Raw genomic sequence first — 26,387 nt, forward strand, 5'->3', positions numbered from 1 at the left:
TCTACACCCGCGGCAAGGTCGTCACCACCCGCTGGCCCGACCCCGCCGACGCCCCCGCCGGCGTCGACCTCGGCTTCCCCCGCAACCACTGAGCACGTACGGTGCCCCGCCCTCCGGAGACTCCCTCCGGAGGGCGGGGCACCGCCATGTCCGGGTCAGCCCTGCTGCCCCTGGTTCTTCTTTATCTCCTCCGTGAGGTCACCGACCTGCGCGGCCGGCGGGGCCTTCACGGGGGCCGTGGCGCCGAACTTCTCGAAGTCCATGGTCACCTTCACCGCACCGATCTGCTGCTTCAGCCGGACCGGCAGGTCCTTGGACCCGACCCAGATGTCCATGGTCAGCGAGTCGGCGCCGCCGGTCAGCGAGCCCATGACGTTGCTCTTGTCGCCGTACGCGTCCTTGAACTTGCCCATGTGCGCCTTGTCGACCACGGCCCGGTAGTGGGTCGTGGTCTGCCCGTCGACGGTCTCCTTGCCGAGGTCCTTGACGTTGTTCGCGTACTTGAGGCTCTTCATCGAGGCCGCCGGGTTGCCCCCGCTGCTGCCGCTGAAGGCCTGCGAGCCCTTGTCGCCGAAGATCGCCGACGAGTCGATCTTCATCCACTCCTTGCCCTTGAGCGGGCCGGAGGACTGCGGGTCGATGTCGTAGTAGTAGGCGCCGTCCACGAACAGGATCCGGGTCGTCGGGCTGGCGTGCAGCTGCTGCAGCTGGGCGGCCCTGGTGTCCATCCGGGCGTCGAAAGCGAGGCCGTCGCCCCAGGAGTAGGTGCCGTTCATGGCGATCGGGGTGCCCGTGCCCATGTCGGTGCTCACCTTGACCTCGGCCGAGCCGAGCTGCTCGGTCCGGTCGGTCGCCCGCGCCAGCACCGCCATGATCTTGTCGGCGTTGTCCACGGCCTTGGCCGCGGTCTTCGCGCCTTCGGCGCTGCACGCGGACGCCGCGACCATCGCCGCTGCCGTGAACCCCACCCAGGCAGCGGTGTACTTCAGCTTCATGAGTCCCCACCCATTGCTGTGATTCGGTTGTGAGTTCCTTGATCGATGACTCTAGCGGGACACACTGACAGGTCCGGATCCCGGACGTCCTCCCGTTTTTTCGCCGCCGCCCCTGCGATTCCCGTACGACTCAACAGGCCGGAATGACCTGACCGAAACACCGTATCCGCGTGTCCGAGTGCGATTGATCTACGGATTCCGTAGCAGAACACCCATTGACGCGATGGTTTTCGTCGGGGTTCCATGCAGCACCGCCCCACCGCCGGAGGCATTCCGCACGAGTCGATCGGAACCGCTCGATGACCGACACGCTCCGCCCTGTCGACACCGCCGTCCCAGAGGCACCGGACACCAGCCCCACGAAGCTCAAGCGCTCCATCGGGGTGGTGGGCGGGACCCTCCTCACGCTGTCGTGCGTGACGCCCGCCTCCACCCTCTTCGTGGTCGTCCCGGACCTGTTCGGCTCGCTGGGCACGGCAACCGCCCTGACGATCGCCATCGGCTCGGTCCTCTGTATCGCCGTGGCGTTCTGCTACTCGGAGCTGGGCACCCTGATCCCCAGCGCGGGCGGCGAGTACGCGATGGTGTCGACGATGGCGGGACGGCTCGCGGGCTGGCTGGTCTTCGTCCTCTCGCTCCTGGTCGTGATGATCGTGCCGCCCGTGATCGCGATGGGCACGGCGGACTACCTGGCACCGGTGGTGCACCTCGACCCGTCGATCGCGGGAGCCGGCGTCATGCTGCTCGCGACCCTCGCCGGCCTGCTCGACCTGCGCGCCAACGCCTGGATCACCGGCATCTTCCTGGTCCTGGAGGTCATCGCGGCGGCCGTGGTGGCGGTCCTGGGCTTCGCGCACAGCGAGCGGGGCGTGGGCAGCCTGGTGTCGATGCAGGTGGCCGGCTCCGGCGGCCACACGGACACGGTGACGGCGATGCTGGTCGTCTCGGGTCTCGCCATCGCCCTCTTCGTCACCCAGGGCTTCTCGACGGCCGTCTACCTCTCCGAGGAACTGGAGAACCCGCGCCGCAACGTAGCCCGCACGGTCCTGGCCACCCTCGCCATCTCCACGGTGATCATCCTGGTCCCGGTGGTGGCGATCACGATGGGCGCCTCCGACCTCTCCGAGCTGACCGGCGGCGACATCAGCTCCATGGTCACCGCCTGGTCCAACTCCGCGGTCGGCACCTTCGTCAGCCTCTGCGTGGCCCTCGCGATCATCAACGCGGGCATCGTCATGGTCATCCAGAACTCCCGGGTCCTGTTCGCCTCGGCCCGGGACAAGGCCTGGCCCACCCCGGTCAACAACGTCTTCGCCAAGCTCGGCCGCTTCGGCTCCCCCTGGGTCGCCACCCTCGCGGTCGGCGTCCCCGGCGCCCTCCTCTGCTTCGTCAACCTCGACACCCTGTACGGCGTCACAGGCGTCTCGGTGACAGGCATGTACCTCCTCGTCGCAGTTGCCGCCCTCCTCTCCCGCCGCGGCTCCCACAAGCACACACACGCATGGCGAATGCCCCTGTGGCCGGCGATGCCGGTACTCCTGATCGCAGTCCTGGCGTACATCCTGAGCCGGCAGGAGGTGACCTACCTGCTGTGGACGGGCGGGATCACGGCGGCGGCCACTCTCTACTGGGCGCTGTACTTGCGCCCGCGCAAGGCCACGCGGTGGCTTGTTTCACTGCCGGACGACGAGCGTCTTTAGGGGCGCGGGGAACTGCGCGACAAGCCACAACGAACCCGCACCCGGCAAAGCACGGAACCAACCGAGCTCGTAGCCGTACAGCAGTCGCGGTACAAGACGATCACCCCGTACTCCCCCGGGAGGGCCGGACGTTCACCCCGGGGTCTGCCCCGACTGTCGGAGACGCCCCGTACCGTTGAGACATGGATCTTCGACCGCCCCGCCTGCGAGGGCTGTTTCGGGGGCCCCGGAGGCTGCTTGCCGCCGGGGCCGCCGTCGTCGTACTCGCCGGTGCAGGTACGTGGACGGTAGCCGCCGCCTCCGACGACGCACCGCAGGTACACCGCGCCGACCGGATCATGTCCGTGGACGGCGTACGCATCGACACCTCGTACTTCACGGCGGGCCCGGCCGGCAGGCGCCCCGCCGTCCTGCTGGCCCACGGCTTCGGCGGCACCAAGCAGGACGTCCGGCAGCAGGCGGAGGACCTGGCCGAAGACGGCTACGCGGTGCTCACCTGGTCGGCCCGCGGCTTCGGCAAATCCACAGGCAAGATCGGCCTGAACGACCCCAAGGACGAGGTCGCCGACGTCTCGAAGCTGATCGACTGGCTGGCGGAACAACCCCAGGTCGAACTCGACAAGCCCGGCGACCCGCGCGTAGGCGTCGCAGGCGCCTCGTACGGCGGCGCGATCTCCCTGCTGGCGGCCGGCTACGACCATCGCGTGGACGCCATCGCCCCGGCGATCACGTACTGGAACCTGGCGGACGCCCTGTTCCCGAACGGCGTCTTCAAGAAGCTGTGGGCCGGCATCTTCGTCAACACCGGCGGCGGCTGCGACAAGTTCCAGCCCGAGCTGTGCCGGATGTACGAGCGCGTGGCCGAGTCGGGCAGGCCGGACGCACAGGCCCGCGAACTCCTGGAGGCCCGCTCCCCGTCCGCAGTGGGCGACCGCATCAAGGTGCCCACACTCCTGCTGCAGGGCCAGACGGACTCCCTCTTCCCGCTCGGCCAGGCCGACAAGGCCGCGAAGGCCATCCGGGCAAACGGCGCCCCCGTCGACGTCGACTGGATCGCGGGCGGACACGACGGCGGCGACATGGAGACGAGCCGCGTCCAGTCACGCGTGCGTGCGTGGTTCGACCGCTACCTCAAGGACGACAAGGCCACGGACACCGGCCCGGCCTTCCGCATCACCCGCACCGGAGGCGTCGACTCCACCGACGGCGCGGCCCAACTCCGGGGCGCGAGCGGCGACACCTACCCCGGCCTGGAGAGCGGTCAGAAGTCCATCACCCTGACGGGCCGAACGCAGAGCTTCGACAACCCGGCAGGCGCCAGCCCGCCCGCCGTCTCCGCCCTGCCCGGCCTCGGCGGAGGCGGCCTCGCACAGCTCTCCTCGCTCGGCGTCGGGGTGTCGCTGGACTTCCCCGGCCAGTACGCGCAGTTCGAGTCGGCACCGGTGAGCAGCAGCATGCGGATCACCGGATCGCCGACGGTCACCGTCCACGTGAAGTCGACCAGCGACGACACCGTGCTCTTCGGGAAGGTCTACGACGTCGGACCCGGCGCCGGCACACCCGTGCTGCCCTCGCAGCTGGTGGCACCCATCCGGGTCGAGGGCGCGAAGGCCGGCAAGGACGTGACGATCACGCTCCCGGCCGTCGACCACGAGGTCGAGCAGGGCCACCGTCTGCGCCTGGTCCTCGCCTCCACCGACCTGGGCTACGCCTCCCCGGCGACCCCGGCGACGTACACCGTCTCGGTCCAGGGTGACCTGAAGGTGCCGACGGCCCCCGGCGTCACGACCGCGGCCGCCCCGCTGCCGTCCTGGGTCTGGTGGCTCCCGCTGACCGGCGCGGTGATCGCCCTGGCCCTCCTCCTGACGAGCCGCCGCCGCACGACCACGGCGCCGCCGCCCGCCCCCGAGCTCGCCGAAGTGCCGCTCCAGATCACGGACTTGAGCAAGCGGTACGCGAGGTCGGCGGACCGTTACGCGGTACGGGACCTGTCCTTCCGCGTGGAGAAGGGCCAGGTCCTGGGCCTGCTGGGCCCCAACGGCGCGGGCAAGACCACCACCCTCCGTATGCTGATGGGCCTGATCAAGCCGGACGGCGGCGAGATCCGCGTCTTCGGCCACGCGATCCGCCCGGGTGCCCCGGTCCTGTCCCGGGTCGGCGCGTTCGTGGAGGGCGCCGGCTTCCTGCCGCACCTCTCCGGCCGCGAGAACCTGGAGCTGTACTGGCAGGCGACGGGCCGCCCGCCCGAGGACGCGCACCTGGACGAGGCCCTGGAGATCGCCGGCCTCGGCGACGCCCTCGCCCGAGCGGTGCGCACCTACTCCCAGGGCATGCGCCAGCGCCTGGCCATCGCCCAGGCCATGCTGGGCCTGCCGGACCTGCTCATCCTCGACGAGCCGACCAACGGCCTCGACCCGCCGCAGATCCGCGAAATGCGCGAGGTGATGATCCGCTACGCGGCCGCCGGCCGCACGGTGATCGTCTCCAGCCACCTCCTGGCCGAGGTCGAACAGTCCTGCACCCACCTCGTGGTCATGGACCGCGGCCGCCTCGTCCAGGCGGGCCCGGTGGCCGAGATCATCGGCTCCGGCGACACCCTCCTCGTCGGCCTGGCGACCGACATCGCGGACCCGCTGGTCGAGAAGGTGGCCGCACTGCCCGGCGTGGAGTCGGCGGTACGGACGGACGGGGGCCTCCTGGTACGGCTCGCTCCCGGCGAGGGGTCCGGCCCGGGCGGCGTCGGCGAAGTCACCTCCGGTTCGGCAGCTCCCACAAGGGGCGCGGGGAACTGCGCGACCAGCCACGACGCTGCTGCGGACGAACGACAGCATGTCGCGGCACTTGCCGTGGAGCGCCCCGCGGTCGTGCCGGCGCATGCCGAAGAGGCCAACGGTATGGAACCCGCAGCCACCCACACGGGCTCCGCCGCCGCCCGCCTTCTCGTCGAGCTGGTGCGCCTGGAAGTCCCGGTCGCCTCCCTCGGCCCCCACCGCCGCCTCGAAGACGCCTTCCTCACCCTGATCGGAGGTTCCGCATGAGCACGCTCGTCGAGCGCACCGAGACCGCCTCCGGGTACAAGGCGGGCCGCACCCTGCCCCTCCGGGTCGAGCTCGTCCGGCAGTTGAAGCGGCGGCGCACGCTGGTCATGGGCGGGATCCTCGCCGCGCTGCCATTCGTGCTGCTGATCGCGTTCGCGATCGGCGGCGACCCGGGCGGCCGCAACGGCCAGGTGACCCTGATGGACACGGCCACCGCGTCCGGCGCCAACTTCGCCGCGGTGAACCTCTTCGTGTCGGCGGGCTTCCTGCTCGTCATCCCCGTCGCCCTGTTCTGCGGGGACACCGTCGCCTCGGAGGCCGGCTGGTCCTCCCTGCGCTATCTGCTCGCCGCCCCTGTGCCGCGCGCCCGCCTGCTGTGGTCCAAGCTCGTCGTCGGACTCGGCCTCAGCCTGGCCGCGATGATCCTGCTGCCGGTCGTGGCACTCGCCGTCGGCACGGCCGCCTACGGCTGGGGCCCGCTGCAGATCCCCACGGGCGGCGCGCTGGACTCGGGGACAGCGGCGCAGCGCCTGCTGGTGGTCGTGGCGTACATCTTCGTGTCCCAACTGGTCACCGCCGGGCTGGCGTTCTGGCTGTCGACGAAGACCGACGCGCCCCTCGGCGCCGTCGGCGGCGCGGTCGGCCTCACCATCGTCGGCAACGTCCTGGACGCCGTGACGGCTCTCGGCGACTGGCGCGACTTCCTGCCCGCGCACTGGCAGTTCGCCTGGGCGGACGCCGTCCAGCCGCACCCCGAGTGGTCCGGCATGATCCAGGGCACGGCGATTTCCATAACGTACGCGCTCGTGCTGTTCGCCCTGGCCTTCAGGGGTTTCGCCGGCAAGGACGTGGTGTCCTAGGTCAACGGAGGATCTCCCACCGGTCTCGACGGCCCATGATCGTGGCCGTCTTGAGATCCATCCGCAACACCCCGTGCCGCACATTCCGGCCCGCTGCGCCGTCACAGTCACAGACGTCGACGTCAACGCACCAAGGGGGCACGGAAGATGGAGCGGTACCGAACACCACGACCGGGCACGCGACACCGCACCCGACGGCTGCGCGCAGCTGTCCTCGCCGTCACGGCGGCGAGCGGCCTGCTGCTCACGGCCTGCGGCGCGGGCGGTTCCGGGAGCAACAGCAACAAGGCCTCCGACAGCTCGAACAGGACCGGCTTCCCGGCACCGGCCCCGCAGAACAGCCGGGCCACCGGCGAACGGCAGGACGGCGAGGACTCCTTCGCCGGCCCGTCCCCGACGCCCGACTACCTCTCCACCTTCGCCCTCGACGTCGACACCGCCTCCTACGGCTACGCCCGTCGCACCCTCGCCGCAGGCGGGCGCCCCGACCCCGCCACCATCCGCCCCGAGGAGTTCGTCAACAGCTTCCGCCAGGACTACGAACGCCCCGACGGCAACGGCTTCACGGTCACCGTCGACGGCGCCCGCACCGATGAGAAGAACTGGTCCCTGGTCCGCGTCGGCCTCGCCACCCGCCCGGCCACCGACACCGGCGAACGCCCGCCCGCCGCCCTGACCTTCGTCATCGACATCTCCGGCTCCATGTCGGAGCCCGGCCGTCTCGACCTCGCCCAGAAGTCCCTCGACACGATGACGGACCGCCTGCGCAACGACGACTCGGTCGCGATCGTCACCTTCAGCGACAAGGCCGAGCGGGTCCTGCCGATGACCCGCCTCGGCGGCCACCGCGGCGAGATCCACGACGCGATCGACAGCCTGGAGCCGACCTACTCCACCAACCTCGGCGCGGGCGTCAAGACCGGCTACGCCACCGCCGTCGAGGGCCGCCGCGCGAACGCCACCAACCGCGTGGTGCTCGTCTCGGACGCCCTCGCCAACGACGGCGACACCGACCCGGACTCCATCCTGGAGCGCATCTCCTCGGCCCGCCGCGAGTACGGCATCACCCTCTTCGGCGTCGGAGTCGGCAGCGACTACGGCGACGCCCTCATGGAACGCCTCGCCGACAAGGGCGACGGCCACACCGTGTACGTGTCGGAGGAGGACGACGCCCGCAAGGTCTTCTGCCAGGACCTCCCGCAGAACATCGACCTGACCGCCCGCGACGCCAAGGCCCAGGTCGCCTTCGACCCCGGGACGGTCGAGGATTTCCGCCTCGTCGGGTACGACGACCGCCGGGTCGCCGACGACGACTTCCGCAACGACCGCGTCGACGGCGGCGAGGTCGGCCCCGGCCACACGGTCACCGCCCTGTACGCGGTCCGCACCAGGCCCGGCGCCGACGGCCACCTCGCCACGGCCACCGTCCGCTGGCTCGACCCCGACACCCGCGACCCGCACGAGAAGTCCGGCGAACTGGAGACGGGAGCCCTTGACGACTCCCTCTGGGAAGCGAGCCCCCGCTTCCAAGTGACCGCCGTGGCGGCCTACTTCGCCGACTCCCTGCGCCAGGGCGACGAGCGCTGGAGCTCCCTGCCGGGCGACCCGGGCCTGGGCGAACTCCAGGACCGCGCCGAGCAGTTGGCGAAGAAGACCGAGGACAAGGACGTACGGCAACTCGCCGAGGCGATAGACCAGGCCCACCGAGGCCAGGGCTAGAACGTCAGTCCATGGTCACCGCCCCATTGACCTTTCCTTACTTACGAGTAAGTTGACCTCCCAATCAGAGCCGACTGGGGGCCGTCATGGGCGTACGCAAGGATCTGAAACGGGCAAAGCGGCGCACTGACCTGGGGTCCCGCACCAGGACCGAGGTCGTCAAGGACGAGGACGGTGTCGTACGCGAGGCCCGCACCCCCGCCCTCGCCCCGCGCGCGACCGCCGGCAGCACCGCCGACCTCCCCTTCACCAACGCGGCCGAGGCGCCCGACGCGGTGGTCCTGCGCCGCAAGCAGCACGAGCGCGACACCTGGCAGCCCGTCACCGCGGCGGCCTTCGCCCGCGAAGTCACCGCTGTGGCCAAGGGGTTGATCGCCGCCGGCCTCGAACCGGGCGGCCGGGTCGCCGTGATGTCCCGCACCCGCTACGAGTGGACGGTCCTCGACTTCGCGATCTGGGCGGCGGGCGGTCAGACGGTCCCCATCTACGCCACCTCCTCGGCCGACCAGGTCGAGTGGATCGTCCGCGACTCCGACGCCCGCTTCGTCGTCACCGAAACCGTCGAGAACGCCGCCACGGTGACGACGGGCACGGCCCGCCACGAACGGCAGCCGCGCATATGGCAGTTGGACGACGGGGCACTCACCGACCTCACCACCCTCGGCCGCGACATCCCGGACGAGGAGGTCACCAAGCGCCGCACCGCCCTCACGCCCGACACGATCGCGACGATCTGCTACACCTCCGGCACCACCGGAAAGCCGAAGGGCTGCGTCCTCACCCACGCCAACCTGTATGCCGAGGCCGCCAACACGGTCGAGCTGCTCCACCCGATCTTCAAGGAGGTCACGCGTCAGGTCGCCTCGACGCTCCTCTTCCTCCCGCTCGCCCACATCCTCGGCCGCACCCTCCAGATCGCCTGCCTGATGGCCCGCATCGAGATCGGCCACTGCCCGAGCATCAAGCCCGACGAACTCCGGCCCGCCCTCAAGGAGTTCCGCCCGACCTTCCTCGTCGGCGTCCCGTACCTCTTCGAGAAGATCCACGACACGGGCCGCGCGACCGCCGAGAAGATCGGCCGCGGCGCCTCCTTCGACCGCGCGGACCGCATCGGCGTCCGCTTCGGCCAGGCGTACCTGAACAAGTTCCTGGAGACGGGCAAGGGCCCCGGCCCCGCCCTCTACGCCGCCTGGGCCCTGTACGACCTGCTGGTCTACCGCCGCGTCCGCAAGGAACTCGGCGGCCGCATGCGCTACGCCATCAGCGGCGGCTCCCCCCTCGACCGCAACCTCAACCTGTTCTTCTACGCCGCCGGGATCATCGTCTACGAGGGCTACGGCCTGACGGAGACGAGCGCGGCCGCCACCATCGTCCCGCCCCTCAAACCCCGCCCGGGCACGGTCGGCGTCCCGGTCCCCGGTACCGCGGTCCGCATCGCCGACGACGGCGAGGTGCTCATCAAGGGCGGCATCGTCTTCGGCTCGTACTGGAACAACCCGGCCGCGAGCGACGCCGTACTCCAGGACGAGTGGTTCGCGACCGGCGACCTCGGCTCCCTCGACGAGGACGGCTACCTCACCATCACCGGCCGCAAGAAGGACATCCTCGTCACCTCCGGCGGCAAGAACGTCTCCCCGGCCGTCCTGGAGGACCGGCTGCGCAGCCGCCCGCCGATCGGCCAGTGCATCGTCGTCGGCGACAACCGCCCCTTCGTCGCCGCCCTGATCACCCTCGACCCCGAGACCGTCGCGCACTGGCTGACGGTCCGCAAGCTGCCGGCGGACACCCCGATGTCCGAGGTCGTACGGGATCCGCGGATGCGCGCCGATGTCCAGAAGGCCGTCGACTACGCCAACGAGGCCGTCTCCCGGGCCGAGTCGATCCGCGCCTTCACGCTGGTCGAGGGCGAGTTCACGGAGGACAACGGGCTGCTCACCCCGTCGCTCAAGGTCAAGCGACACGCCGTGACGGCGGCGTACAAGGAGGAGATCGAGGCGCTGTATCGCGGCTGAACACGCCTCAGGGGTCACTCGTGCGGACGATCGCACGGGACAGACCAGCTCAAGTGGCGCAATTAAGTGATATATGACTAAGTGTCATTGTTGTGTCACTGTGAGCGAATCTGCGGCGTAGGAGGATGCATGGCCCTTGATCGCCGCCGGTCCGCCCTCGGGCGACTGACGTACAGCACCGCCGCGGTGGCCGTGGTCGCGGCTCTCGCCCAGGGTCCGGCCTTCCCGGCCGCGCTCGCCGCACCGAGTCCGCCCCCGTCGCCCCCGTCGCCGCCGGTCGCCCCGGCCGTCCCGGCCGCCCCTTCGGGACCGGACGAGCGCCGGTTCGCGTTCGGCGCGTTCCTCGACTCCGAGCCCGAAGGCCTGGAGCGCCTGAAGGAGTTCAGCGGCTGGCTGGGCGGCGCCGAACTGCGCGTGGGGCACACGTATCTGCCCGGGGATCTGTGGAGCAATATCGAGGCCGCGCACAACTTCCTCGACAGCTGGGCCAATTGGCGCCGCGCCAAGGCCGACCGGCTGCTCGTGCTCAACGTCCCGTTGATGGAGCGCAACGAGGAGGGCGTCTCCGACATGGGCGTCAGACGGCTGCTGCGGCGCGCGGCGGCCGGCGCGTTCGACGACCACTTCCGGGTGCTGGCCCAGCGCCTGGTCGACCTCGGCGCGACCGACACGGTCCTCGTGCTCGGCTGGGAGATGAACGGCATCACCTACACCCACCGCTGCGGCCCCGACCCGGAGAACTGGAAGCGGTACTGGCGGCGCATCGTCACCGTCATGCGCTCGGTCCCCGGGCAGAAGTTCAGGTTCGACTTCAACCCGAACCGGGGCAGGGACGCGATCCCGTGGCCGGAGTGCTACCCCGGCGACGACGTCGTCGACATCATCGGCATGGACTCCTACGACCAGCCTCGCGGGATGTCGTTCGACGAGGAGGTGTCCGAGCCCTACGGCCTGCAGTTCCACGTGGACTTCGCGCGGGCCCACGGCAAGCCGATCTCGTATCCCGAATGGGGCCTGTACCGCAACGGCGACGACGATGAGTACATGCTGCGCATGCTCGCGTGGATGGACGAGCACAAGCCGCTGTACAACACGATCACCGACTACTGCCCGCACGGCGTGTGGCTGTGCTCCGACAACCCCCGCTCGTCCGCCCTGTACCGCGCGGTGCTGACCGCGAACCTGAAGCCGCAGCCGACACCGGAACCGTCGGTCCCCCTCCCGAACCCGCCCACGGCTCCTGCCGCACCGACTCCGCCCACGGTCCCCGCCGTACCGGTGCCGACGCCGGCACTGCCGCCGACCCCGGCTCCGACTCCCGAACCGACTCCCGAACCGACTCCCGAACCGACTCCCGAACCGACGCCGCCCGCCAAGCCGCCCGACTGCACGCCGGCGGACTTCGCGCACCTGATGCAGCAGCTGGTCGGAGTCAAGAGCGCCGCCTGCCCCCACTGAGGGGAGCGCTACCAGTGTTCCTTGGTGTCGGGGCGAATACGCCGGACCTTCCTGGCCCCGCACCGGGCGGCGACGTCGCAGACGGTGGCGGCCAACAGCGGCAGGGTGCACAGACCGGCCAGCAGTAAACGCTGGTTGACGACCGTGTCGGGGTTCCAGCGGTACTTGTACGGCTCGTCGCCGCGCAGCAGGCTCAGCACCCGGCGCTCGCCCTCGGACGCGAGCCGCTCGGTGGACGCGCGCAACAGCATCGTCGCCACGTCCACCCTGCGCTCCCGCAGCCCCGGATGGAAGCCGTACAGATACTGGCCCGCCAGCCCGCCCGACAGCAGATGCAGGTTGACCGCCACCACCGCGCCGTCGAGCAGGAACTCCGTGAGCGTGGCCTGACCGGAGCGGGCCATCGGGACCACCGAGCGGACCAGGTGCTCCAGAAACCGCGGCCGGGTGTGCTCGGGCGTCATCTTCTTGCCCTCCCACTGCAGGCGGTGCAGGTCGATCAGCCGCCGCAGCGCGATCTCCGTCTCGTCGGGGTCCACCCCGCGCCACTCGACCCCGACCTTGCCACACCTGTTGATCTTGTTGCGCACCCGCTGGGCCCGCGCCGGCGGCAGCCGCTTGACCAACTCCGTCATGGGTACGGCGGGCAGCTCCAGGCACGCCGAGTCGCGCAGGCGGCGGCGCGGGCCGCGCCAGTGCCGGTAAACCTGCTCCACCGCGCTGCCCGGCCGTACCTCCCGGAAGTCGATCAGGGCGGTGCGGGCCGCGCCGGCCAGGGCGTCCGCCAGGGCCACGCTGCCGTGCTCGGCGGCGCTCTCGTCGATCAGCACGTCGCAGAAGTCGGAGATGGCACCGCCGATCGGCACCAGCTTGGGCAGCGGATGCCGCACCCGCATCAGCGGCGCGGCGGCCACCAGTTCACCGCCCCGGCGGACCAGGAACAGCCGCAGCCCGTCGGGTGTGCCGTAGGAGAGCCACCAGGAGTGCAGCCAGGCGTGGCTCTGGAACGGTGTCGCCGACGGACAGGCCCCGTGCAGCCGGCCCCACTCCTCGGCCAGCGCGGCGAACGTGCGCTCGTCGGTGCACAGTTCCACCGACATCGCGCGGGCGGACGCGGTCGTCGGAGCGCTCATCGGGCGTCCGCTGCGTGGGTCGGGGCGGGCACCGTCGGCTGGCCCGGGCCGTCCTCCTCCGCCGCCCGCCGCGGCCGGGCCAGCAGCACCAGGCCGCCCAGCAGACCTCCGGCGCTCGCACCCACCAGCCCGGCCAGCTTCGGGGAGACGGACGACGGCTCGGTGGGCTTCAGGGCACGGGACAGCCGCTCGAGCCGAATGCCGGTGGTGGCCTTGGTGTGGCTCGCCTGCGTGACGAGCGCGCCGGACACGGCGTCGGCCATGTCGACGGCCTGGGCGGGGCTCGTCGAGGTTGCCGAGACGGAGACCATCGGCGCGTCCGGCGAGGTCGCGACCTGCACGTTCTTGCGCAGCTTCGCGGCCGGCACACCCGCCGCCACCTGGGCGTCCCCGAGCACCGCGAGCTGCGGGGCCACCCGGCCGTACGCCTGCGCGAAGCCGAGCGCGTCGGCGCAGTCGACGTCGGAGCGGCCGGCCGCCACGGCGACGACGGAACTCGTCGCGGTGTACTGCGGCGGCTTGACCATGCCGTACGCGCCGCCGGCCACGGCTCCGAGCAGCGCGCCGGCCGGCATCAGCCACCACGAGGGCAGCCGCCTCGCACGTGCGCTCGCACGGTGCCGGTCACGCTGAGCGGGGTTGTCGGTCATCGAGAACTCACTTCCAGGGTCGAGCCGGCCAGGGCGGCCGTGTACACATCCATCAACTGCCGGGCGCTGCAGGCGATGTCGTAGCGCCGCACGGCCTCCGGGGCGGTTCGCCCGCCCGGGCCCGCCGCCCGCAGCCGCAGCAGTTCCCGCACATAGGCGCCGGCGCCGCCGGTGACGCGCAGGGCACCGGGTGCCGCGTCCGGCGGCAGGTCCTCCACGGCGGGGCAGCTCGCGTACAGCACGGGGAGCCCGGCGGCCAGCGCCTCCACCACGGCCAGGCCGAAGGCCTCCTGGGCCGACGGCGAGGCGAGCACGTCCATCGCGCACAGCAGGGCGACCAGGTCGGGCGCGTCGTCGCCGGGGTCCGGCAGACACGGCCGCTCGCCCGTGAGCACCAGCCGGTCCGCGACTCCCAGCGCCCGGGCGGAGCGCCTGAGCGCCGTCTCCTCGGGCCCGCCGCCGACCAGCAGCAGCCGTACGTCACCGGGCAGCCGGGACAGCGCGTGCACCAGCAGGTCGAAGCGTTTGCCCGGGGCGAGGCGTCCCACCCCGCCGATGACGTACGCGTCCTCCGGCAGCCCGTAGTGCGCCCGGGCCTCCTTGCGGCGCACCTCGTCGAAGCGGAAGCGGGGCGCGTCGATGCCGTTCGGGATGACGCGGATACGGGGCCCGGGCACGCCCCAGTGACGCAGCCGCTCGGCCACCGTCGGCGAGACGGCGACCGTGGCGCGGCCGAGGCGCTCGCCGGCCAGGTACAGCGCGCGGACACCCGCGGTCAGCGGCCGGCCCTCCAGCAGGGTGTCGCCGATCGAGTGCTCGGTGGCCACGACGGCCCGGACTCCCGCGAGCCGCGCCGCGACCCGGCCGTAGAGACAGGCCCGGTACAGGTGGGTGTGCACGAGGTCGTAGCCGCCGCCCCGGATCAGCCGGGTCAGGCGGGGGAGCGCGCCGAGGTCGCGGTTGCCGCTCATCCCGAGGTGGGTGACGCGGACGCCGTCGGCGGCCAGGCCCGCGGCGACCGGGCCGGGGTTGGTCAGGGTCACCACGTCGCACTGCGCGGGAAGGTGCCGCAGCAGCAGGCGCAGCTGCTGTTCCGCGCCGCCGACGCCGAGGCCGGTGATGACGTGCAGGGCCCTCACACGGCCTCCACAGTGCGGCCGAAGAGCCGGGCCAGGCGTCGCTTCAGCGCCAGCCGCGCCGGGGTGTCGGCCGTCCCGACGTGGATGCGGGGCAGCGCGAAGTCACCGCAGCCCTCCGGGCCGGGGGTGATCGCGCAGGCGTAGCGGTACCCGGCCAGGCGCACGGCGGCGGCGACGCGCTCGTCGAGGTAGCCGTACGGATAGCAGAAGCCGCCGATGTCGGTGCCGGTGATCGAGGCGAGCAGATGACGGCTGTCGTGGACCTCGCTGTGCAGCACCTCGTCCGTGACCTTGGTCAGGTCGAGGTGGGTCATGCCGTGCGAGGCGATCTCCATGCCGGCGGCCGCGGCACGGTGGATGCCGGCCACGTCGAGCAGCGGCTTGCGCGGCCCGAGCGGCTCCCACCCGTTCTCGCCGCCGAGCCGCCCGGGCAGCACGAACACGGTCGCGGTGAAGCCCCAGCGGTACAGCACGGGCAGCGCGCAGCTGGTGAAGTCCGCGTACCCGTCGTCGAAGGTGAGGCCCACCAGGCCGCGCTCGGTGCCGCGGGCGCGGGCCGCGAGCAGCTCTCGCATGCTCACCCCGCGCAGGCCGCGGTCGGACATCCAGCCGAGCTGGCGGTCGAGGCACGCGGGCGTGACGGTGACGTTGTAGGGATCGTCGGGGCACTCCGAGACGGAGTGGTACATGGCCACCCAGACGGCGGGGCCACGCTTGGAGCGCCTTTTGGCGGGCGCGTGCGGTGCAGCGGAGACGTCAGCGACCATGGCCCAGCTTTCGTGTGACGGAGTGACGGAGGAAGTGCACGACGGGAAGCAGTAGGGACCGGGCGTCCGCCGCGTCGAGGATCCACGCCAGCAGCAGGAACACGGCGGTCACGGAGAAGGAGCAGGCGACGACCGACGCCGCGGGCGAGGTGAACAGCCCCGCGCTCAGCAGCCCGACAGCGGTGGCGCACAGGGCCGCGCACACCGGCCGGACCAACTGGGCGACGACCCGGCGCACGCGCACGGGCACACTGCGCGGCCCCAGGCCCTGCAGCATGAGCAGCGCGGTGACGGTGATGCCGATCGCGTTGCCCGCGGCGATACCGCGCGCCCCCCAGGGCCCGACGGCCCAGGCATTGACGACGACGGTGACGAACGCGCCCACCCCCATCGCGCCCAGTGGGAACCAGGTGGTGCGCCCGGCCGCGAAGTACGACCGCACGAGCGCCCCCACCAGCGTCTGCCCGAGCAGCCCGGCCGCGTAGACCCGCATGACCGAGGCGGTCGCCGCGGTGTCCTGTGCGGTGAACGCCCCGCGCTGGAACAGGAGTTGGACGATCTGCGGTGCGCAGGCCACGACCACCGCGGCGCCCAGCAGGACGAGACAGGCGATCAGCACGATGTCCCGCTCGACCCGGTCCCGGGCCCCCTCGGTGTCGCCCTCGGCGATGGCCTGCGCCACCACCGGGAAGGTGACGACGCACACCATCATCGACAGCGACATCGGCAACTGGGCGATCTTCTGGGCGTAGTTGAGGTGCGAGATGGCCCCGGCGGGCAGCGCGGAGGCGAAGTAGCGCTCGATGAGGACCTGCGACTGCCGGCACAGCGCGAACAGCAGCACCGCGGCGACGAGCCCGGACGACAGCGCCCGCCCGCCGTCCCCGTCGTAGCCGCGCTCGGCCCGCCCGGGCCGCCCGGCGATCCGCCGCACCAGCGACGGTGTCTGTACGGCGACCATGAGGCACCCGCCGAGCGCGACACCGAGCGCGGCGGACCGCACCCCCCAGCGCTCACCGACGACGAACATCGTGGCGATGATCGCGATGTTGTACGCGATGTAGATCGCGCCGGGGGCGAGATACGAACGGTGCGCCCGCAGCGCCGCACTGCAGTACCCGGCAAGCCCGAAGCTCAGCACACAGGTCGCGGTCAGCCGGGTGCAGGAGACGGCGAGTGACGGATCGGGCAGACCGGGCGCGAGGGCGGAGACCAGCAGCGGCGCCCCGGCCACCAGCGCGGCGGCCGTCGCGGCGAAGGCGAGGCACAGCCGCGGCAACGAGGCGCCGACCAGGGCGCGTACGGGATCGAGGGCGCCGTTCCCGCGCGCCCGCCGCGCCAGCGCCATGCTGAACGCGGGCACGAGCACGAACGCCATGCCGTCCTCGATCAGCAGCGTCGCCGCCAGTTCGGGCACGGTCCAGGCCACCAGGAACGCGTCGGTCGCCTCGCCGGCGCCGAAGAGGTGCGCGAGCGCCTGGTCGCGTCCGAGGCCGAGGACCGCCCCGGCCATGGACAGCACGGCGGACAGCAGCGTCGCCTTGGCGAGGAAGCGGCCCGAGGCGGTGTCCGCGCGCAGGGCACCGGCCTGGCCGCGGCCGTCGCCCGCCGGGAGCGTGCCGTCCAGGCCGGTCGTGTGGTCGTAGGGGCCCGCGGTCCTCGCGGGTCCGGGCCTCATAGTGCGTCCGATTCGGCGGTGAGGCCGGTCGTCGCCCCGCCTGCCAGCGACCACCAGGCGGCGAGGCCGAAGCAGACGGCCGTCAGGGTGGTGGAGGGTCCGCCGATGTCGGCGTAGAGGAAGTTCACCAGCTGCCACAGCAGCAGTCCGCAGGCCGCGAGCGCGCAGTCCCGGGCGGGTCCGGCCCGGCGCAGCCGGCGCAGTGCGCAGACCAGCAGGGCCAGCCAGCTGCCCGCCACCGTGAGCAGGCCGAGCAGGCCCTGTTCGCTGAGGACCAGCATGTACATGTTGTGCGGGGAGAGCAGGGGCTGGCGCCGGAAGGCCTGGCCCGCGCCCTCGGTGTCGCTGCCGGACGACAGCGCGAGCGAGGCGTGGGAGTCCCGGTAGGCGGGGAAGGCCTTCAGGCCCACGCCCGTCATCGGGTGCTCGCGCCACATGTCGGTGGCCGCCGCCCACATCGTGTAGCGGTCGAGGACCGACTGGTCCGGTGTGTCGGTGACCTGCGTGATGCTGGACAACCGCTCCTGCAGCGCCGAGCCGCCCACGCCGAACCCGCCCACCAGCACCACCGCGGCCGCGGCCGCCGCCGCGAACAGCTTCAGCGCCCGCCGCACCCCGGCCAACAGCAGCACCGCTCCGCACGCCGCGGCCGTCGCGATCCAGGCACCCCGGCTGAAGGACATCGCGAGCGGCACGAGCAGCGCCAGCGCACACCCGGCCGCCACGACCCGCTGCCGCCCTGCCCGCGCCCCGAGGGCGAGACCGGTCAGGGCCACCACACCGGAGGCGACGACGCTCGCCATCCCCATCACGTCGGACGGCCCGAACGTGCCCACCGCCCGGATGTCGGCCCCCTGGTAGGAGGCCCCGGTCCCCGTCACGTACTGGTGCACGCCGACCGCCCCCTGCCAGAGCGCGAGGCCGGCCAGCGACCAGAGCACCAGCCGGGCGTCGCGCCGGTCGCGCACCAGCAACACCACCCCGAGCGGGACCAGCACGAACACCTGCAGATAGCGGGCCAGTCCGTCGATCCCGTCGCCGGGCGTCACCGCCCCGGTCGCGGCGACCGCGATGCCCACCACGGGCAGCCCGAGCACGACCGCGGCGGTCCGCGTCAGCGGGCGCTGCGTCCGCCCCACACTGCGTACGGCGGCCCAGAGCACGACCAGCCCGCAGGCCAGGTCGGCGGGCGTGGCGCCGCTGTCCGGCTCGGCCGGCAACCCCAGCAGGGCGATCACCGCCACGACGGGCAGCACGGGAGCGGCCCGGTGCAGCGCCGACAGCGGCGGCACGAGCGGTACGGAGGCCGCCGAGGGAGTGCTCACCGGCGCTCAGCTCCCCGTCGGACGTACGAACAGGGCGGCCGTACGCACCAGGATGCAGATGTCCTGCCACAGCGACCAGTTGTCGATGTAGGCGTTGTCGAAGCGGCACCGGTCCTCGATGGAGGTGTCGCCGCGCAGCCCGTGGATCTGGGCGAGCCCGGTGATCCCGGTCGGCATCCGGTGACGCTCCGAGTAGCACGGGTAGGTCTGGCTGAACTGGGCGACGAAGTAAGGCCGTTCGGGCCGCGGCCCGACCAGGCTCATGTCGCCGCGGCAGACGTTCCACAGCTGCAGCAGCTCGTCCAGCGAGGTGCGGCGCAGGAACTGGCAGAAACGGCTCATCTCCTGCTCGTTCGCCACACTCCAGCGGGTCGCCGCCTCGTGCGCGCTGGCGGGCCGGTGGGTGCGGAACTTCAGCAGCGTGAACGGCCGCCCGTCCTTGCCGATCCGCTCCTGCCGGAACACCACGCCGGGCCCGTCCTTGACCCGCAGCACGAGTGCGCACACCAGCAGCACCGGACAGGCCAGCAACAGCAGCGACCCCGCCAGCACCACGTCGAGCACCCGCTTGCCCGTTCTGCCGGGCCGCCGGCCTCCCGGACACAGCAGCCTGCGGGAGAAACCGGCCAGATGCCCGGCGCTCTCGCGCCGCCCACCGGTGCGGTACGACGGCGCGTCCGCGTCCAGTTCCCACAGCACGCATCCGTACGCGGCGAGATCCCGCAGCACGGGCGCCTTCTCCAGCCGAGTGGTGGCCCCCACGACGAGCACCGTCTCCACACCGTTCTGGATGACCGCCCGGCGCGTCGCCTGATCCGTCGTCAGCACCGGCAGCTCGGGGCCCTCTCCGGAGTCGGCGAGGACGTCCAGCGGGCCCGTGACCAGGCCGATCGGCCTTACGCCGCAGCCCGGTCGGCGCAGCAGCGCGGCGGCGACGGACCGGGCCGTCGCGATCGGGCCGACCACCAGGGCGGGGCTGGGCCCACGCAGGAGCGTCCGCTGTGCGTGCACCGCCGCGCGGCCCGCACAGGCCGCGGCGCAGTGCACGGCGAACGCGACCCCCAGCACGGTCGGCGGAATCGGCCGCAGAGGGGAGAACGCCGCGAAGGCCGCCCAGCCGAGCGCGATCCGCCCGCAGAGGGAGGGGAGCACGTCGAGCACGCCGGGCACGACCCGGAGGTCGTACAGACGCGCCCGCCGGTTCAGCCCCATCACACCGAGCGCCAGCAGGACGATGAGCAGCGGGTACCTGTGGGCCCCGGGCACGACGAGAGCCCCCAGCACGGCGGCGCCCCCGTCGACGAGAAGCAGGGGCAACCGGGAGGTCCGGCGCGGACGGCGGGCCCCCCGGCCCGGGGGCAGTCCGCGCCCGGCTGCGGGGCCACGCTCGTCGAGGACGGAGACAGCGTGATCTGCCGCCCGCGGCTGCTGCCCCGTAGAAGAGGGAACGGTACTTTCCGCAGTCATCTGGTGGTGCACTTCCTGCTCTTGTCGGGTGCGACGGCCGGCGCGCCTACGACGCCGAGCAGTTCGCGGTACACGTCGGTCACGGCCTCGGCCGCGCGCCGTAGATCGTGAGCGGCGAGCACATGCCGGCGGCCCTGCGCGCCCAGCGCCGCGCGCAGCTGCCCGTCCCGCAACAGCGCCGTCAGCGCCCGCGCCAGCGCTGCGGGGTCCTCCGGCGGCACCAGGCAGTACGGCAGTTGCTCCGGCGGCAGGCTCTCGCGCGCCCCGTCCACGTCCGTGACGACGACCGGCCGGGCGCACGCCATGGCCTCCAGCGGGGCGAGCGCCATGCCCTCCCAGCGGGACGGCAGGACCACGACGTCGGCGGCCCGGTACCAGGGGGCGGCGTCGGCCGCGGCACCGGCGAAGCTCACCGACTCGGGTGCACAGCCGCGCAGTTGCTCCGCGTCCGGACCGTCGCCGACCAGCACCAACCGTGCACTGGCCACCTCTCGCACCACCTCCGGCCAGGCCCGGAGCAGCACGTCCTGCCCCTTCTGACGGCACAGCCGGCCCACGCACACGACGAGCGGACCCGCCCCGGACGCCGCGTCGTCCCCCTCCGGCCGGAACCTGAACGTGTCGACTCCGTTGGGGACCACGTGCCACGGAGCGCTGATTCCGCACCGCTCCCCGGTACGCCGCTCCGCCTCGCTCACACACACGACGCGCGTCGCCCACCGCGCCCCGAACCGCTCCCAGCCCAGCGCCAGCCGCGCGACGACTCCGTCCGCGGCCTCGAACGACCAGGCGTGCGGCTGGAAGACGGTCGGGAGGCGGCCGCGCACCGCGAGCCGGGCCGCGAGCCCCGCCTTCGCGCTGTGCGCATGCACCAGGTGCGGTCCTACGTCACGCAGGATCCGCGCCAACTGCCGTACCTCGACCGGGAGTCGGGAGCCCGGCGCGCGGGTCGCGTCCCAGCGGAGCACCGTGCAGCCCGGCGCGCGCAGGGCGTTCGTCAGTGTTCCCCCCTCCGGACAGGCCACGCTCACCCGCAGTCCCGCGGCGAGCTGAGCCGCCACCAGGTCCGTCACGACCCGCGCGACACCGCCCTCGACGGGCTGGGCGACATGCAGGATGTGCGGGGGAATACGCATGAGCGAGGCTGCCCTTCCGAACAAAAGAGTCCGAGCCGGGGCCAGGACGTGCGGCTCGTGTTTCCGATATAAAATCCCGCACCCGTTCGAGAGCGTGAGTTCCGTTGTTTCGACCGGCATCGCCGACTTTACGAGGTGAGCAACTGTAGCCGCTCATCCGTATTTAGCTGCCGACCCGTCAACTGTGTCGGAATGGTGGCGTTTCCATGGGCTATTTGTCGCGCCGGACCACCCATTTGGAGCAGAGGCGTCGGCAACAGGGTTTCCAGAAAGCCCCGTCCTCGTTAGGCCAGGAGAAGTGAGGCTTACGAAAGAAAGGCACACGATGAAGACTCTGAAGGCTGCCGCCGTCGTCGCCGGCTCCCTTGCCATCGCCGGCGTTGCCCTGCCCGCCGTCGCGGTGGACATGCCGGCGCAGGGCCTTGTGGACAGCGGAAAGATGGTCGCGGGCGGTGTCCCGGAGGCAGCCAAGGTGTCGACCGGCTACGTGGGCGACAACGTCAAGGACGTGGCGTCGGGCGTGAAGGACGGTGTGAAGAACTCGGGAGTCGTGAAGACCCCCGTCGTCGGCAACACCGTTCCGAAGGCCGCCCTGCCGGGCCCCGTCGACGGCCAGCTGCTCGGTGGGCTGCCGCTCGGCAAGGGCAAGTAGGCAGTGCGGTAGGGCAGGTTGGGCGATTCGGGTCGGCTCCGCATTCCTCGGAGCCGGCCCTTTTGGCATATGTGGGGGAGTGCGGCCGTCATGGCGAGGGGACTGCGATCGCCCGGCGTGCGCTGGGCCAAACGAACGAAACGGGGTGACCGAATGGGGGAGAGCGCCGTTGGTCCCATTGGAATGGCCCCAGTTCGTGCATCGGGGTCATCCGCCGACGCGAGCCGGCAGGAATGCCGTAGGTGGTGGGGCGCTTTTCCTCCTCCTTGTTGCGCGCCCTGCTCGACCGGCGACATACCTGCCGGCCTTCGTCGGCCGTCTCCTGACCGTGGGGCCCGTCTGCATACGACGCAGACGGGCCCCACGGGCTTTTGCGGAACTCGGCGGAGTCGCGCGGGCGCACGGGAAAGCCGATGGCGGCCCGCCGGAAATCCGGCGGGCCGCCATCGGATGACGTACTGCTCAGAAGAGGAGGCCACCGTGGTACGGGGCGTTCTGCGACTGGTCGACCTTGTCCGTGTTGCACGCGGCGTAGTGCGAGTTCGGCGCGGCAACACCGCCGAGGACGGCGCCGTTGGACCACGGCGCGATGCAGCGACCGTCGATCAGCGAGCCGTTGACGATGGCAAGGCCCTGCTGAGGGGCGTTCACGACGACCGGGCCCTGCGAGAAGCCCTTGCCGCCGGTGACGGTGGTGTTGGTGTCGTCGGCCGAGGCGACCCCGCCGGCCGCGAGGACGATGCCCGCGGCGAGGGCGGAAATGGCCGTAACCTTGTTACGCATAAGATGCGCCTTTCGGTGGGGCGGTTGGATTTCCGTGCTCCGAATTGCTCGGGGCAGGTCAGAAGAGCAGGCCGCCGTGGTACGGGGCGTTCTGCGACTGGTCGATCTGCGCCGTGTTGCACGCGGCGTAGTGCGAGTTCGGGGCGACGGTGCCGGCGAGGACGGCACCGTTGGACCACGGCGCTACGCAACGGAGGTCGACGCCCGTGCCGTTGACGATGACGGCGCCCTGCTGAGGGGCGTTCACGACGACCGGGGACGACGAGAAGCCGTCACCGCCGGTGACCTCGGTGCAGTTGTCGGCTGCGGCGGTGCCGGCCGCCGCCAGGACGATGCCTGCGGCGAGGGCGGAGATTGCCGAAACCTTGTTACGCATGAGATGCGCCTTTCCGGGCTGTGTTCGGGGGTGTGCCTGCTCCGAATTGCTCGGTGCAGGTCAGAAGAGCAGGCCGCCCTTGTAAATGGCGTTCTGCGACTGGTCGACCTTGTCCGTGTTGCACGCGGCGTAGTGCGAGTTCGGGGCGACGGTGCCGGCGAGGACGGCCCCGTTGGACCACGGCGCGATGCAGCGACCGTCGATGAGCGTTCCGTTGACGATGAGGACGCCCTGCTGGGGGGCGTTCACGACGACCGGGGACGACGAAAACCCTTTGCCGCCGGTGACGGTGGTGTTGGTGTCGCTGGCCGAGGCAACACCGACGCTGCTCATGACAGCGCCGAGGGTAAGGGCAGTGATGACCGCGAACTTCCTGGGCAACTCGGTTCCTTCCTGAATTCCACGGTTGCGCACGCTTGCATACCAGGAAACCTTGATATGCGCGTATAAGTCACGGGAAGAGCGTCTAAAGAGGGCTGATTCCATCGGATGGCGCAATGAAACATGTCCCGGTGGGGACGAGCATGAATGGCGGCGGTATCCGCACGGCTCTTCAGAATGAGCGCCGACGTGTGTCCGGCCCACCGGAAGGGAGAGGGCCGGTGGGCCGGAAAGAGGGTTCGTGGGTCCCGGCGGTATTCGGAGACCGCCGAGTCCGGATGTGGAGCTGTGCGTGACGGACGAGCGTCACAATTCCGGGCCCGCCTGCGCCGGCTTTCGCCGCACGGCCGACTCCTGGGGTTTCCGTTCGGTCAGCGGCTGAGCATGCTGCCGAGCCCGACAGCGGTCGGGGCCTCGAGCGGGTGCACCTGGACGGCGCCGCTGCCGGCCGGGTTCTTCAGGGGGAGGGTGGGCTTCCTGGCGGCGTTCGGGTCCATGCCGTCCAGGTAGACGCCGGAGAGGCGGGCGGTCTTGTTGGCTCCGGAGACGGCCTGGTTCGTGTCGAAGGCGCTACCGTTGGTGATCTTGCCCTTGTTGGCCAGTCGCGCCACGGTGTCGGCCGCGGGCACGACCGACGGAGTCACCTTGGTCGGGGACATGAGACCGAGCAGGCCACCGTTCGAGGGGGCCGGAGCCGGGGCGGCCGACGCCGCAACGGCGGAGCCGCCCACGAGACTCGCGCCGATGGCCAGCGCAGCAGTTGTGAAAACTGCCTTCTTCATGATTCACCTCGATTGAAAGTACCTCTGATCCGACGGCTGGAGAACATAGCAGTCCAAGGCCTGTGTAAAAGCGGCGCGCTACTCCATACGCATGAAAGTCAGTGGGGTGAACAATGCCTTGAGTACGGTGCCGTCGGAGGGATTCACATCTGGTCGGTGAATCGATTGATCGTATGGTGCGCCCGGCTTTGATCGCATCAATAATCCGAAAGAGGAATTTCGGCACGACAGCCGGAATCCTGGCCGGTCCTACTCCTTCGCAGCCCTACCCTCGCCGCCATGACTGCCGACAGTGCCAAGTTCACACCGACCGCGTCCGCTGCCGTCTCCACCGGCAAGTCGCTTGTCTGGTCGGAGGAGTTCAACGCCCCGATCGCCTGGGGCTCCAAGTGGGTCGGCGACAGAACCAGCGCCTACCGCTACGGCAACCACAACCCGGACGACAACAAGCTCGACTGGCTCGACCCCGGCTGTGTGACCGTCTCCGGCGGCGTGGTCACCTTCACCGCCACCCCGGCCGGCCACACCCTCGAGAACGGTCTGCAGGCCTGGCGCACCGGACTGCTCACCACCGAGTACTCCGCCGAGGGCTTTCAGGTCAGGACCGGCGACTACGTCGAAACCCGCGTCAAGCTGCCATCCCGGGACGGCGCCTGGCCGGCGCTGTGGACCTGGAAGGACGGCCGCAACGAGATCGACACCTTCGAGTACCACCCGGACAACCCGCACCTGCTGGAGCTGTCCAACCACGTCCACTCCGGCTGCACTTACCACACCGACGCCGAGGCGATCGTCCCCGACGAGTGGGTGAGCATCGGCAGTTGCTACGGAGAGCACTCCGTCGACTGGTACGTCGACGGCGAACGCGTCTTCCGCGACGGCACCGGCGTGGGGGCCGACTGGTCGGCGTACCTGATCCTGAACCTGTCGCTGTGCGCCGGGCGGTACCACCCGGCCCCCGCCGGGCCGGAGCCGATCACCTTCGCCGCAAGCCACCTCCGCGTCTACAGATAACGCGCCTCCGCGGCAGCCCCATGCTCGCCGGTGGGCTGCCCGCAGCGAACCGGCCGGGTCTGCCCAGCCTGCCGTTGCCGGTCCGACGGCGGGGGCGTTCGCTTCCCTCGTCCGTGTGGACGGCCCCGAGGGCATCGACCGGACGGGTGAGGAGAGGCCGGGTGGTTCGCCGGCCCGTCGGTAGGGTCGCGCGATGACCTCAACCCCAAGCGACACCAGCCCCCACGGCATCGCCGAGCTCGGCACGCTCGTCCTGCTGCCCTGGAGCGGCGAGGCCCCCGACGGATCCGACATGCCGTATCTACTGGCCTACTCGCTCGGAGACGCCGAGGGCGGTCCGGAGACGACCGCCGCCGCGGTGGAGGGGTTGTTGGCGAGCAACGGGCTGTCGGTCGGCGGGAATCTCGTCGACGGCACCGCCATGCCGGGCCTGGCCGTCACCCTGCGCGTCGAGGGCGGGCAGGTCGTCGTCGGCCTGCCGCAGCTGGGCGCCCGGTGCGCCGCTCCGCCGGATTGGCTCGCGGCGATCGCCGAACGCGGTTACGCCTACCTTGTGTTCACCACCCGCGCCTGGTCCGACGGACGGCCGGGCCAGGCGATCGATCCGGCCGCGCTGGCCGCCTTCGCCGGTGCCGAGCAGACCTTACGGGCCGCCGCGCACGTACTCCTGCCGGCGCTCGGCCCGCGCGGCTGATGCGGCGGGCCGCGGGCGGGCCCGCGTTCGCCGTGCTGCTGGTGCTCACGGGCGCGGCCGGGCTGCTGGCCTCCTGGGTCATCACCCTCGACAAGTTCAAGCTCCTCGAGGACCCCGGCTTCGTCCCGGGGTGCAGCCTGAACCCCGTGGTGTCCTGCGGCAGCGTGATGAAGAGCGACCAGGCCCAGGCCTTCGGCTTCCCCAACCCGATGCTGGGTCTGGTGGCCTACGGCATCGTCGTCTGCGTCGGAGTGAGCCTGCTGGCCGGGGCGACGTTCCCCGGCTGGTACTGGCTCACCTTCGAGGCGGGCTGTCTGTTCGGGATCGGGTTCGTGTCCTGGCTGCAGTTCGAGTCGCTGTACCGGATCGGTGCGCTGTGCCTGTGGTGCTGTCTGGCCTGGGTCGCGACGATCCTGCTGTTCTGGTATGTGACGTCGTTCGTCGTGCGGGGTGGCTTCCTGCCCGCTCCTGGCCTGGTGAAGGGCCTATTCGAGGAGTTCACCTGGGTGCTGCCGCTGCTGCACGTCGGAGTCGTCGGAATGCTGATCCTGACCCGCTGGTGGTCCTTCTGGACGACGTGATGGTTACTGCGGCCGGGCGATTCTTCAACCGACGGCGGGGCCGTACC

At 71.3% G+C, this 26,387-nt stretch carries 23 protein-coding genes; 10 read left to right on the forward strand and 13 right to left on the reverse strand.

The window, feature by feature from the left end; genetic code table 11:
* Positions 1–155 precede the first annotated feature (155 nt).
* The gene (locus ACFY1L_RS10530; protein ID WP_388821217.1) at positions 156–995 is read right to left on the reverse strand and encodes a hypothetical protein; all 840 of its coding nucleotides are present in this window, start codon (positions 993–995) and stop codon (positions 156–158) included.
* Positions 996–1,294: 299 nt separating this feature from the next.
* On the opposite strand from ACFY1L_RS10530, the gene ACFY1L_RS10535 reads away from it, so the two are divergent.
* The 6 genes from ACFY1L_RS10535 to ACFY1L_RS10560 all read left to right on the forward strand — a co-directional run bounded on the left by ACFY1L_RS10535 (position 1,295) and on the right by ACFY1L_RS10560 (position 11,782).
* Positions 1,295–2,695, forward strand: a complete 1,401-nt coding sequence (locus ACFY1L_RS10535) for an APC family permease (protein ID WP_388821220.1) — start codon at positions 1,295–1,297, stop codon at positions 2,693–2,695.
* A 182-nt stretch (positions 2,696–2,877) separates the two neighbouring features.
* The gene (locus ACFY1L_RS10540) at positions 2,878–5,733 is read left to right on the forward strand and encodes a CocE/NonD family hydrolase (protein WP_388821223.1); all 2,856 of its coding nucleotides are present in this window, start codon (positions 2,878–2,880) and stop codon (positions 5,731–5,733) included.
* Positions 5,730–6,593, forward strand: coding sequence for an ABC transporter permease (locus ACFY1L_RS10545; RefSeq protein WP_388821226.1), 864 nt, complete (start codon positions 5,730–5,732; stop codon positions 6,591–6,593). Before ACFY1L_RS10540 ends, ACFY1L_RS10545 begins: the two co-directional genes overlap by 4 nt.
* A gap of 147 nt (positions 6,594–6,740) precedes the next feature.
* Positions 6,741–8,312 carry a von Willebrand factor type A domain-containing protein gene (locus tag ACFY1L_RS10550; protein WP_388821229.1) on the forward strand — a complete coding sequence of 524 codons (1,572 nt, stop codon included), beginning with the start codon at positions 6,741–6,743 and terminating at the stop codon, positions 8,310–8,312.
* An 86-nt stretch (positions 8,313–8,398) separates the two neighbouring features.
* A complete protein-coding gene (locus ACFY1L_RS10555; RefSeq protein WP_388821232.1) occupies positions 8,399–10,324 on the forward strand; it encodes an AMP-dependent synthetase/ligase in 1,926 nt (641 codons plus the stop codon).
* A gap of 129 nt (positions 10,325–10,453) precedes the next feature.
* Positions 10,454–11,782: a glycoside hydrolase family 26 protein gene (locus ACFY1L_RS10560; protein ID WP_388821234.1), complete on the forward strand. Its 1,329-nt coding sequence runs from the start codon at positions 10,454–10,456 to the stop codon at positions 11,780–11,782.
* An 8-nt stretch (positions 11,783–11,790) separates the two neighbouring features.
* Here ACFY1L_RS10560 and ACFY1L_RS10565 read toward each other — a convergent pair whose 3' ends face one another.
* From ACFY1L_RS10565 to ACFY1L_RS10600, 8 genes are read right to left on the reverse strand one after another with little or no spacing between them, the layout of a single operon-like run.
* Positions 11,791–12,915 (reverse strand): GNAT family N-acetyltransferase, encoded by a 1,125-nt coding sequence (locus ACFY1L_RS10565; protein WP_388821237.1) that lies wholly within the window; start codon positions 12,913–12,915, stop codon positions 11,791–11,793.
* Positions 12,912–13,565, reverse strand: a complete 654-nt coding sequence (locus ACFY1L_RS10570; protein ID WP_388821239.1) for a lipopolysaccharide biosynthesis protein — start codon at positions 13,563–13,565, stop codon at positions 12,912–12,914. The genes ACFY1L_RS10565 and ACFY1L_RS10570 overlap by 4 nt, the downstream gene beginning before the upstream one ends.
* Positions 13,562–14,704 carry a glycosyltransferase gene (locus tag ACFY1L_RS10575; RefSeq protein WP_388821242.1) on the reverse strand — a complete coding sequence of 381 codons (1,143 nt, stop codon included), beginning with the start codon at positions 14,702–14,704 and terminating at the stop codon, positions 13,562–13,564. Before ACFY1L_RS10575 ends, ACFY1L_RS10570 begins: the two co-directional genes overlap by 4 nt.
* Complete coding sequence (locus tag ACFY1L_RS10580; RefSeq protein WP_388821244.1) at positions 14,701–15,471, reverse strand: polysaccharide deacetylase family protein; 771 nt, start codon at positions 15,469–15,471, stop codon at positions 14,701–14,703. The genes ACFY1L_RS10575 and ACFY1L_RS10580 overlap by 4 nt, the downstream gene beginning before the upstream one ends.
* Positions 15,461–17,149, reverse strand: coding sequence for a murein biosynthesis integral membrane protein MurJ (gene murJ, locus ACFY1L_RS10585; protein ID WP_388821247.1), 1,689 nt, complete (start codon positions 17,147–17,149; stop codon positions 15,461–15,463). The genes ACFY1L_RS10580 and murJ overlap by 11 nt, the downstream gene beginning before the upstream one ends.
* Positions 17,146–18,474 carry an O-antigen ligase family protein gene (locus ACFY1L_RS10590; RefSeq protein WP_388821250.1) on the reverse strand — a complete coding sequence of 443 codons (1,329 nt, stop codon included), beginning with the start codon at positions 18,472–18,474 and terminating at the stop codon, positions 17,146–17,148. Before ACFY1L_RS10590 ends, murJ begins: the two co-directional genes overlap by 4 nt.
* Before the next feature lie 6 nt (positions 18,475–18,480).
* Entirely contained in the window at positions 18,481–19,941 is a 1,461-nt protein-coding gene (locus ACFY1L_RS10595; protein WP_388821253.1) for an exopolysaccharide biosynthesis polyprenyl glycosylphosphotransferase, read from the reverse strand.
* A complete protein-coding gene (locus ACFY1L_RS10600; RefSeq protein ID WP_388821256.1) occupies positions 19,938–21,077 on the reverse strand; it encodes a glycosyltransferase family 4 protein in 1,140 nt (379 codons plus the stop codon). Before ACFY1L_RS10600 ends, ACFY1L_RS10595 begins: the two co-directional genes overlap by 4 nt.
* A 325-nt stretch (positions 21,078–21,402) precedes the next feature.
* On the opposite strand from ACFY1L_RS10600, the gene ACFY1L_RS10605 reads away from it, so the two are divergent.
* Entirely contained in the window at positions 21,403–21,729 is a 327-nt protein-coding gene (locus ACFY1L_RS10605) for a hypothetical protein (protein ID WP_388821259.1), read from the forward strand.
* Positions 21,730–22,191: 462 nt separating this feature from the next.
* On the opposite strand, the gene ACFY1L_RS10610 is transcribed toward ACFY1L_RS10605, so the two are convergent.
* From ACFY1L_RS10610 to ACFY1L_RS10625, 4 genes are all read right to left on the reverse strand, one after another.
* Positions 22,192–22,512, reverse strand: a complete 321-nt coding sequence (locus ACFY1L_RS10610; RefSeq protein ID WP_388821262.1) for a hypothetical protein — start codon at positions 22,510–22,512, stop codon at positions 22,192–22,194.
* Positions 22,513–22,570: 58 nt separating this feature from the next.
* Positions 22,571–22,888, reverse strand: coding sequence for a hypothetical protein (locus ACFY1L_RS10615; RefSeq protein ID WP_388821265.1), 318 nt, complete (start codon positions 22,886–22,888; stop codon positions 22,571–22,573).
* Positions 22,889–22,948: 60 nt separating this feature from the next.
* Positions 22,949–23,221: a hypothetical protein gene (locus ACFY1L_RS10620; protein ID WP_388821268.1), complete on the reverse strand. Its 273-nt coding sequence runs from the start codon at positions 23,219–23,221 to the stop codon at positions 22,949–22,951.
* Positions 23,222–23,640: 419 nt separating this feature from the next.
* On the reverse strand, positions 23,641–24,051 hold the full coding sequence (locus tag ACFY1L_RS10625; RefSeq protein ID WP_388821271.1) for a hypothetical protein: 411 nt from the start codon (positions 24,049–24,051) through the stop codon (positions 23,641–23,643).
* Between the two features lie 279 nt (positions 24,052–24,330).
* On the opposite strand from ACFY1L_RS10625, the gene ACFY1L_RS10630 reads away from it, so the two are divergent.
* The 3 genes from ACFY1L_RS10630 to ACFY1L_RS10640 all read left to right on the forward strand — a co-directional run bounded on the left by ACFY1L_RS10630 (position 24,331) and on the right by ACFY1L_RS10640 (position 26,340).
* On the forward strand, positions 24,331–25,065 hold the full coding sequence (locus tag ACFY1L_RS10630) for a beta-glucanase (protein ID WP_388821274.1): 735 nt from the start codon (positions 24,331–24,333) through the stop codon (positions 25,063–25,065).
* A gap of 193 nt (positions 25,066–25,258) precedes the next feature.
* Positions 25,259–25,759 (forward strand): DUF5949 family protein, encoded by a 501-nt coding sequence (locus tag ACFY1L_RS10635; protein WP_388821277.1) that lies wholly within the window; start codon positions 25,259–25,261, stop codon positions 25,757–25,759.
* Positions 25,759–26,340 carry a vitamin K epoxide reductase family protein gene (locus ACFY1L_RS10640; protein ID WP_388821280.1) on the forward strand — a complete coding sequence of 194 codons (582 nt, stop codon included), beginning with the start codon at positions 25,759–25,761 and terminating at the stop codon, positions 26,338–26,340. The genes ACFY1L_RS10635 and ACFY1L_RS10640 overlap by 1 nt, the downstream gene beginning before the upstream one ends.
* Positions 26,341–26,387: the final 47 nt, after the last annotated feature.

Source organism: Streptomyces sp. NPDC001663 (assembly GCF_042893105.1).
In the GTDB taxonomy this organism is placed as follows: Bacteria; Actinomycetota; Actinomycetes; order Streptomycetales; family Streptomycetaceae; genus Streptomyces.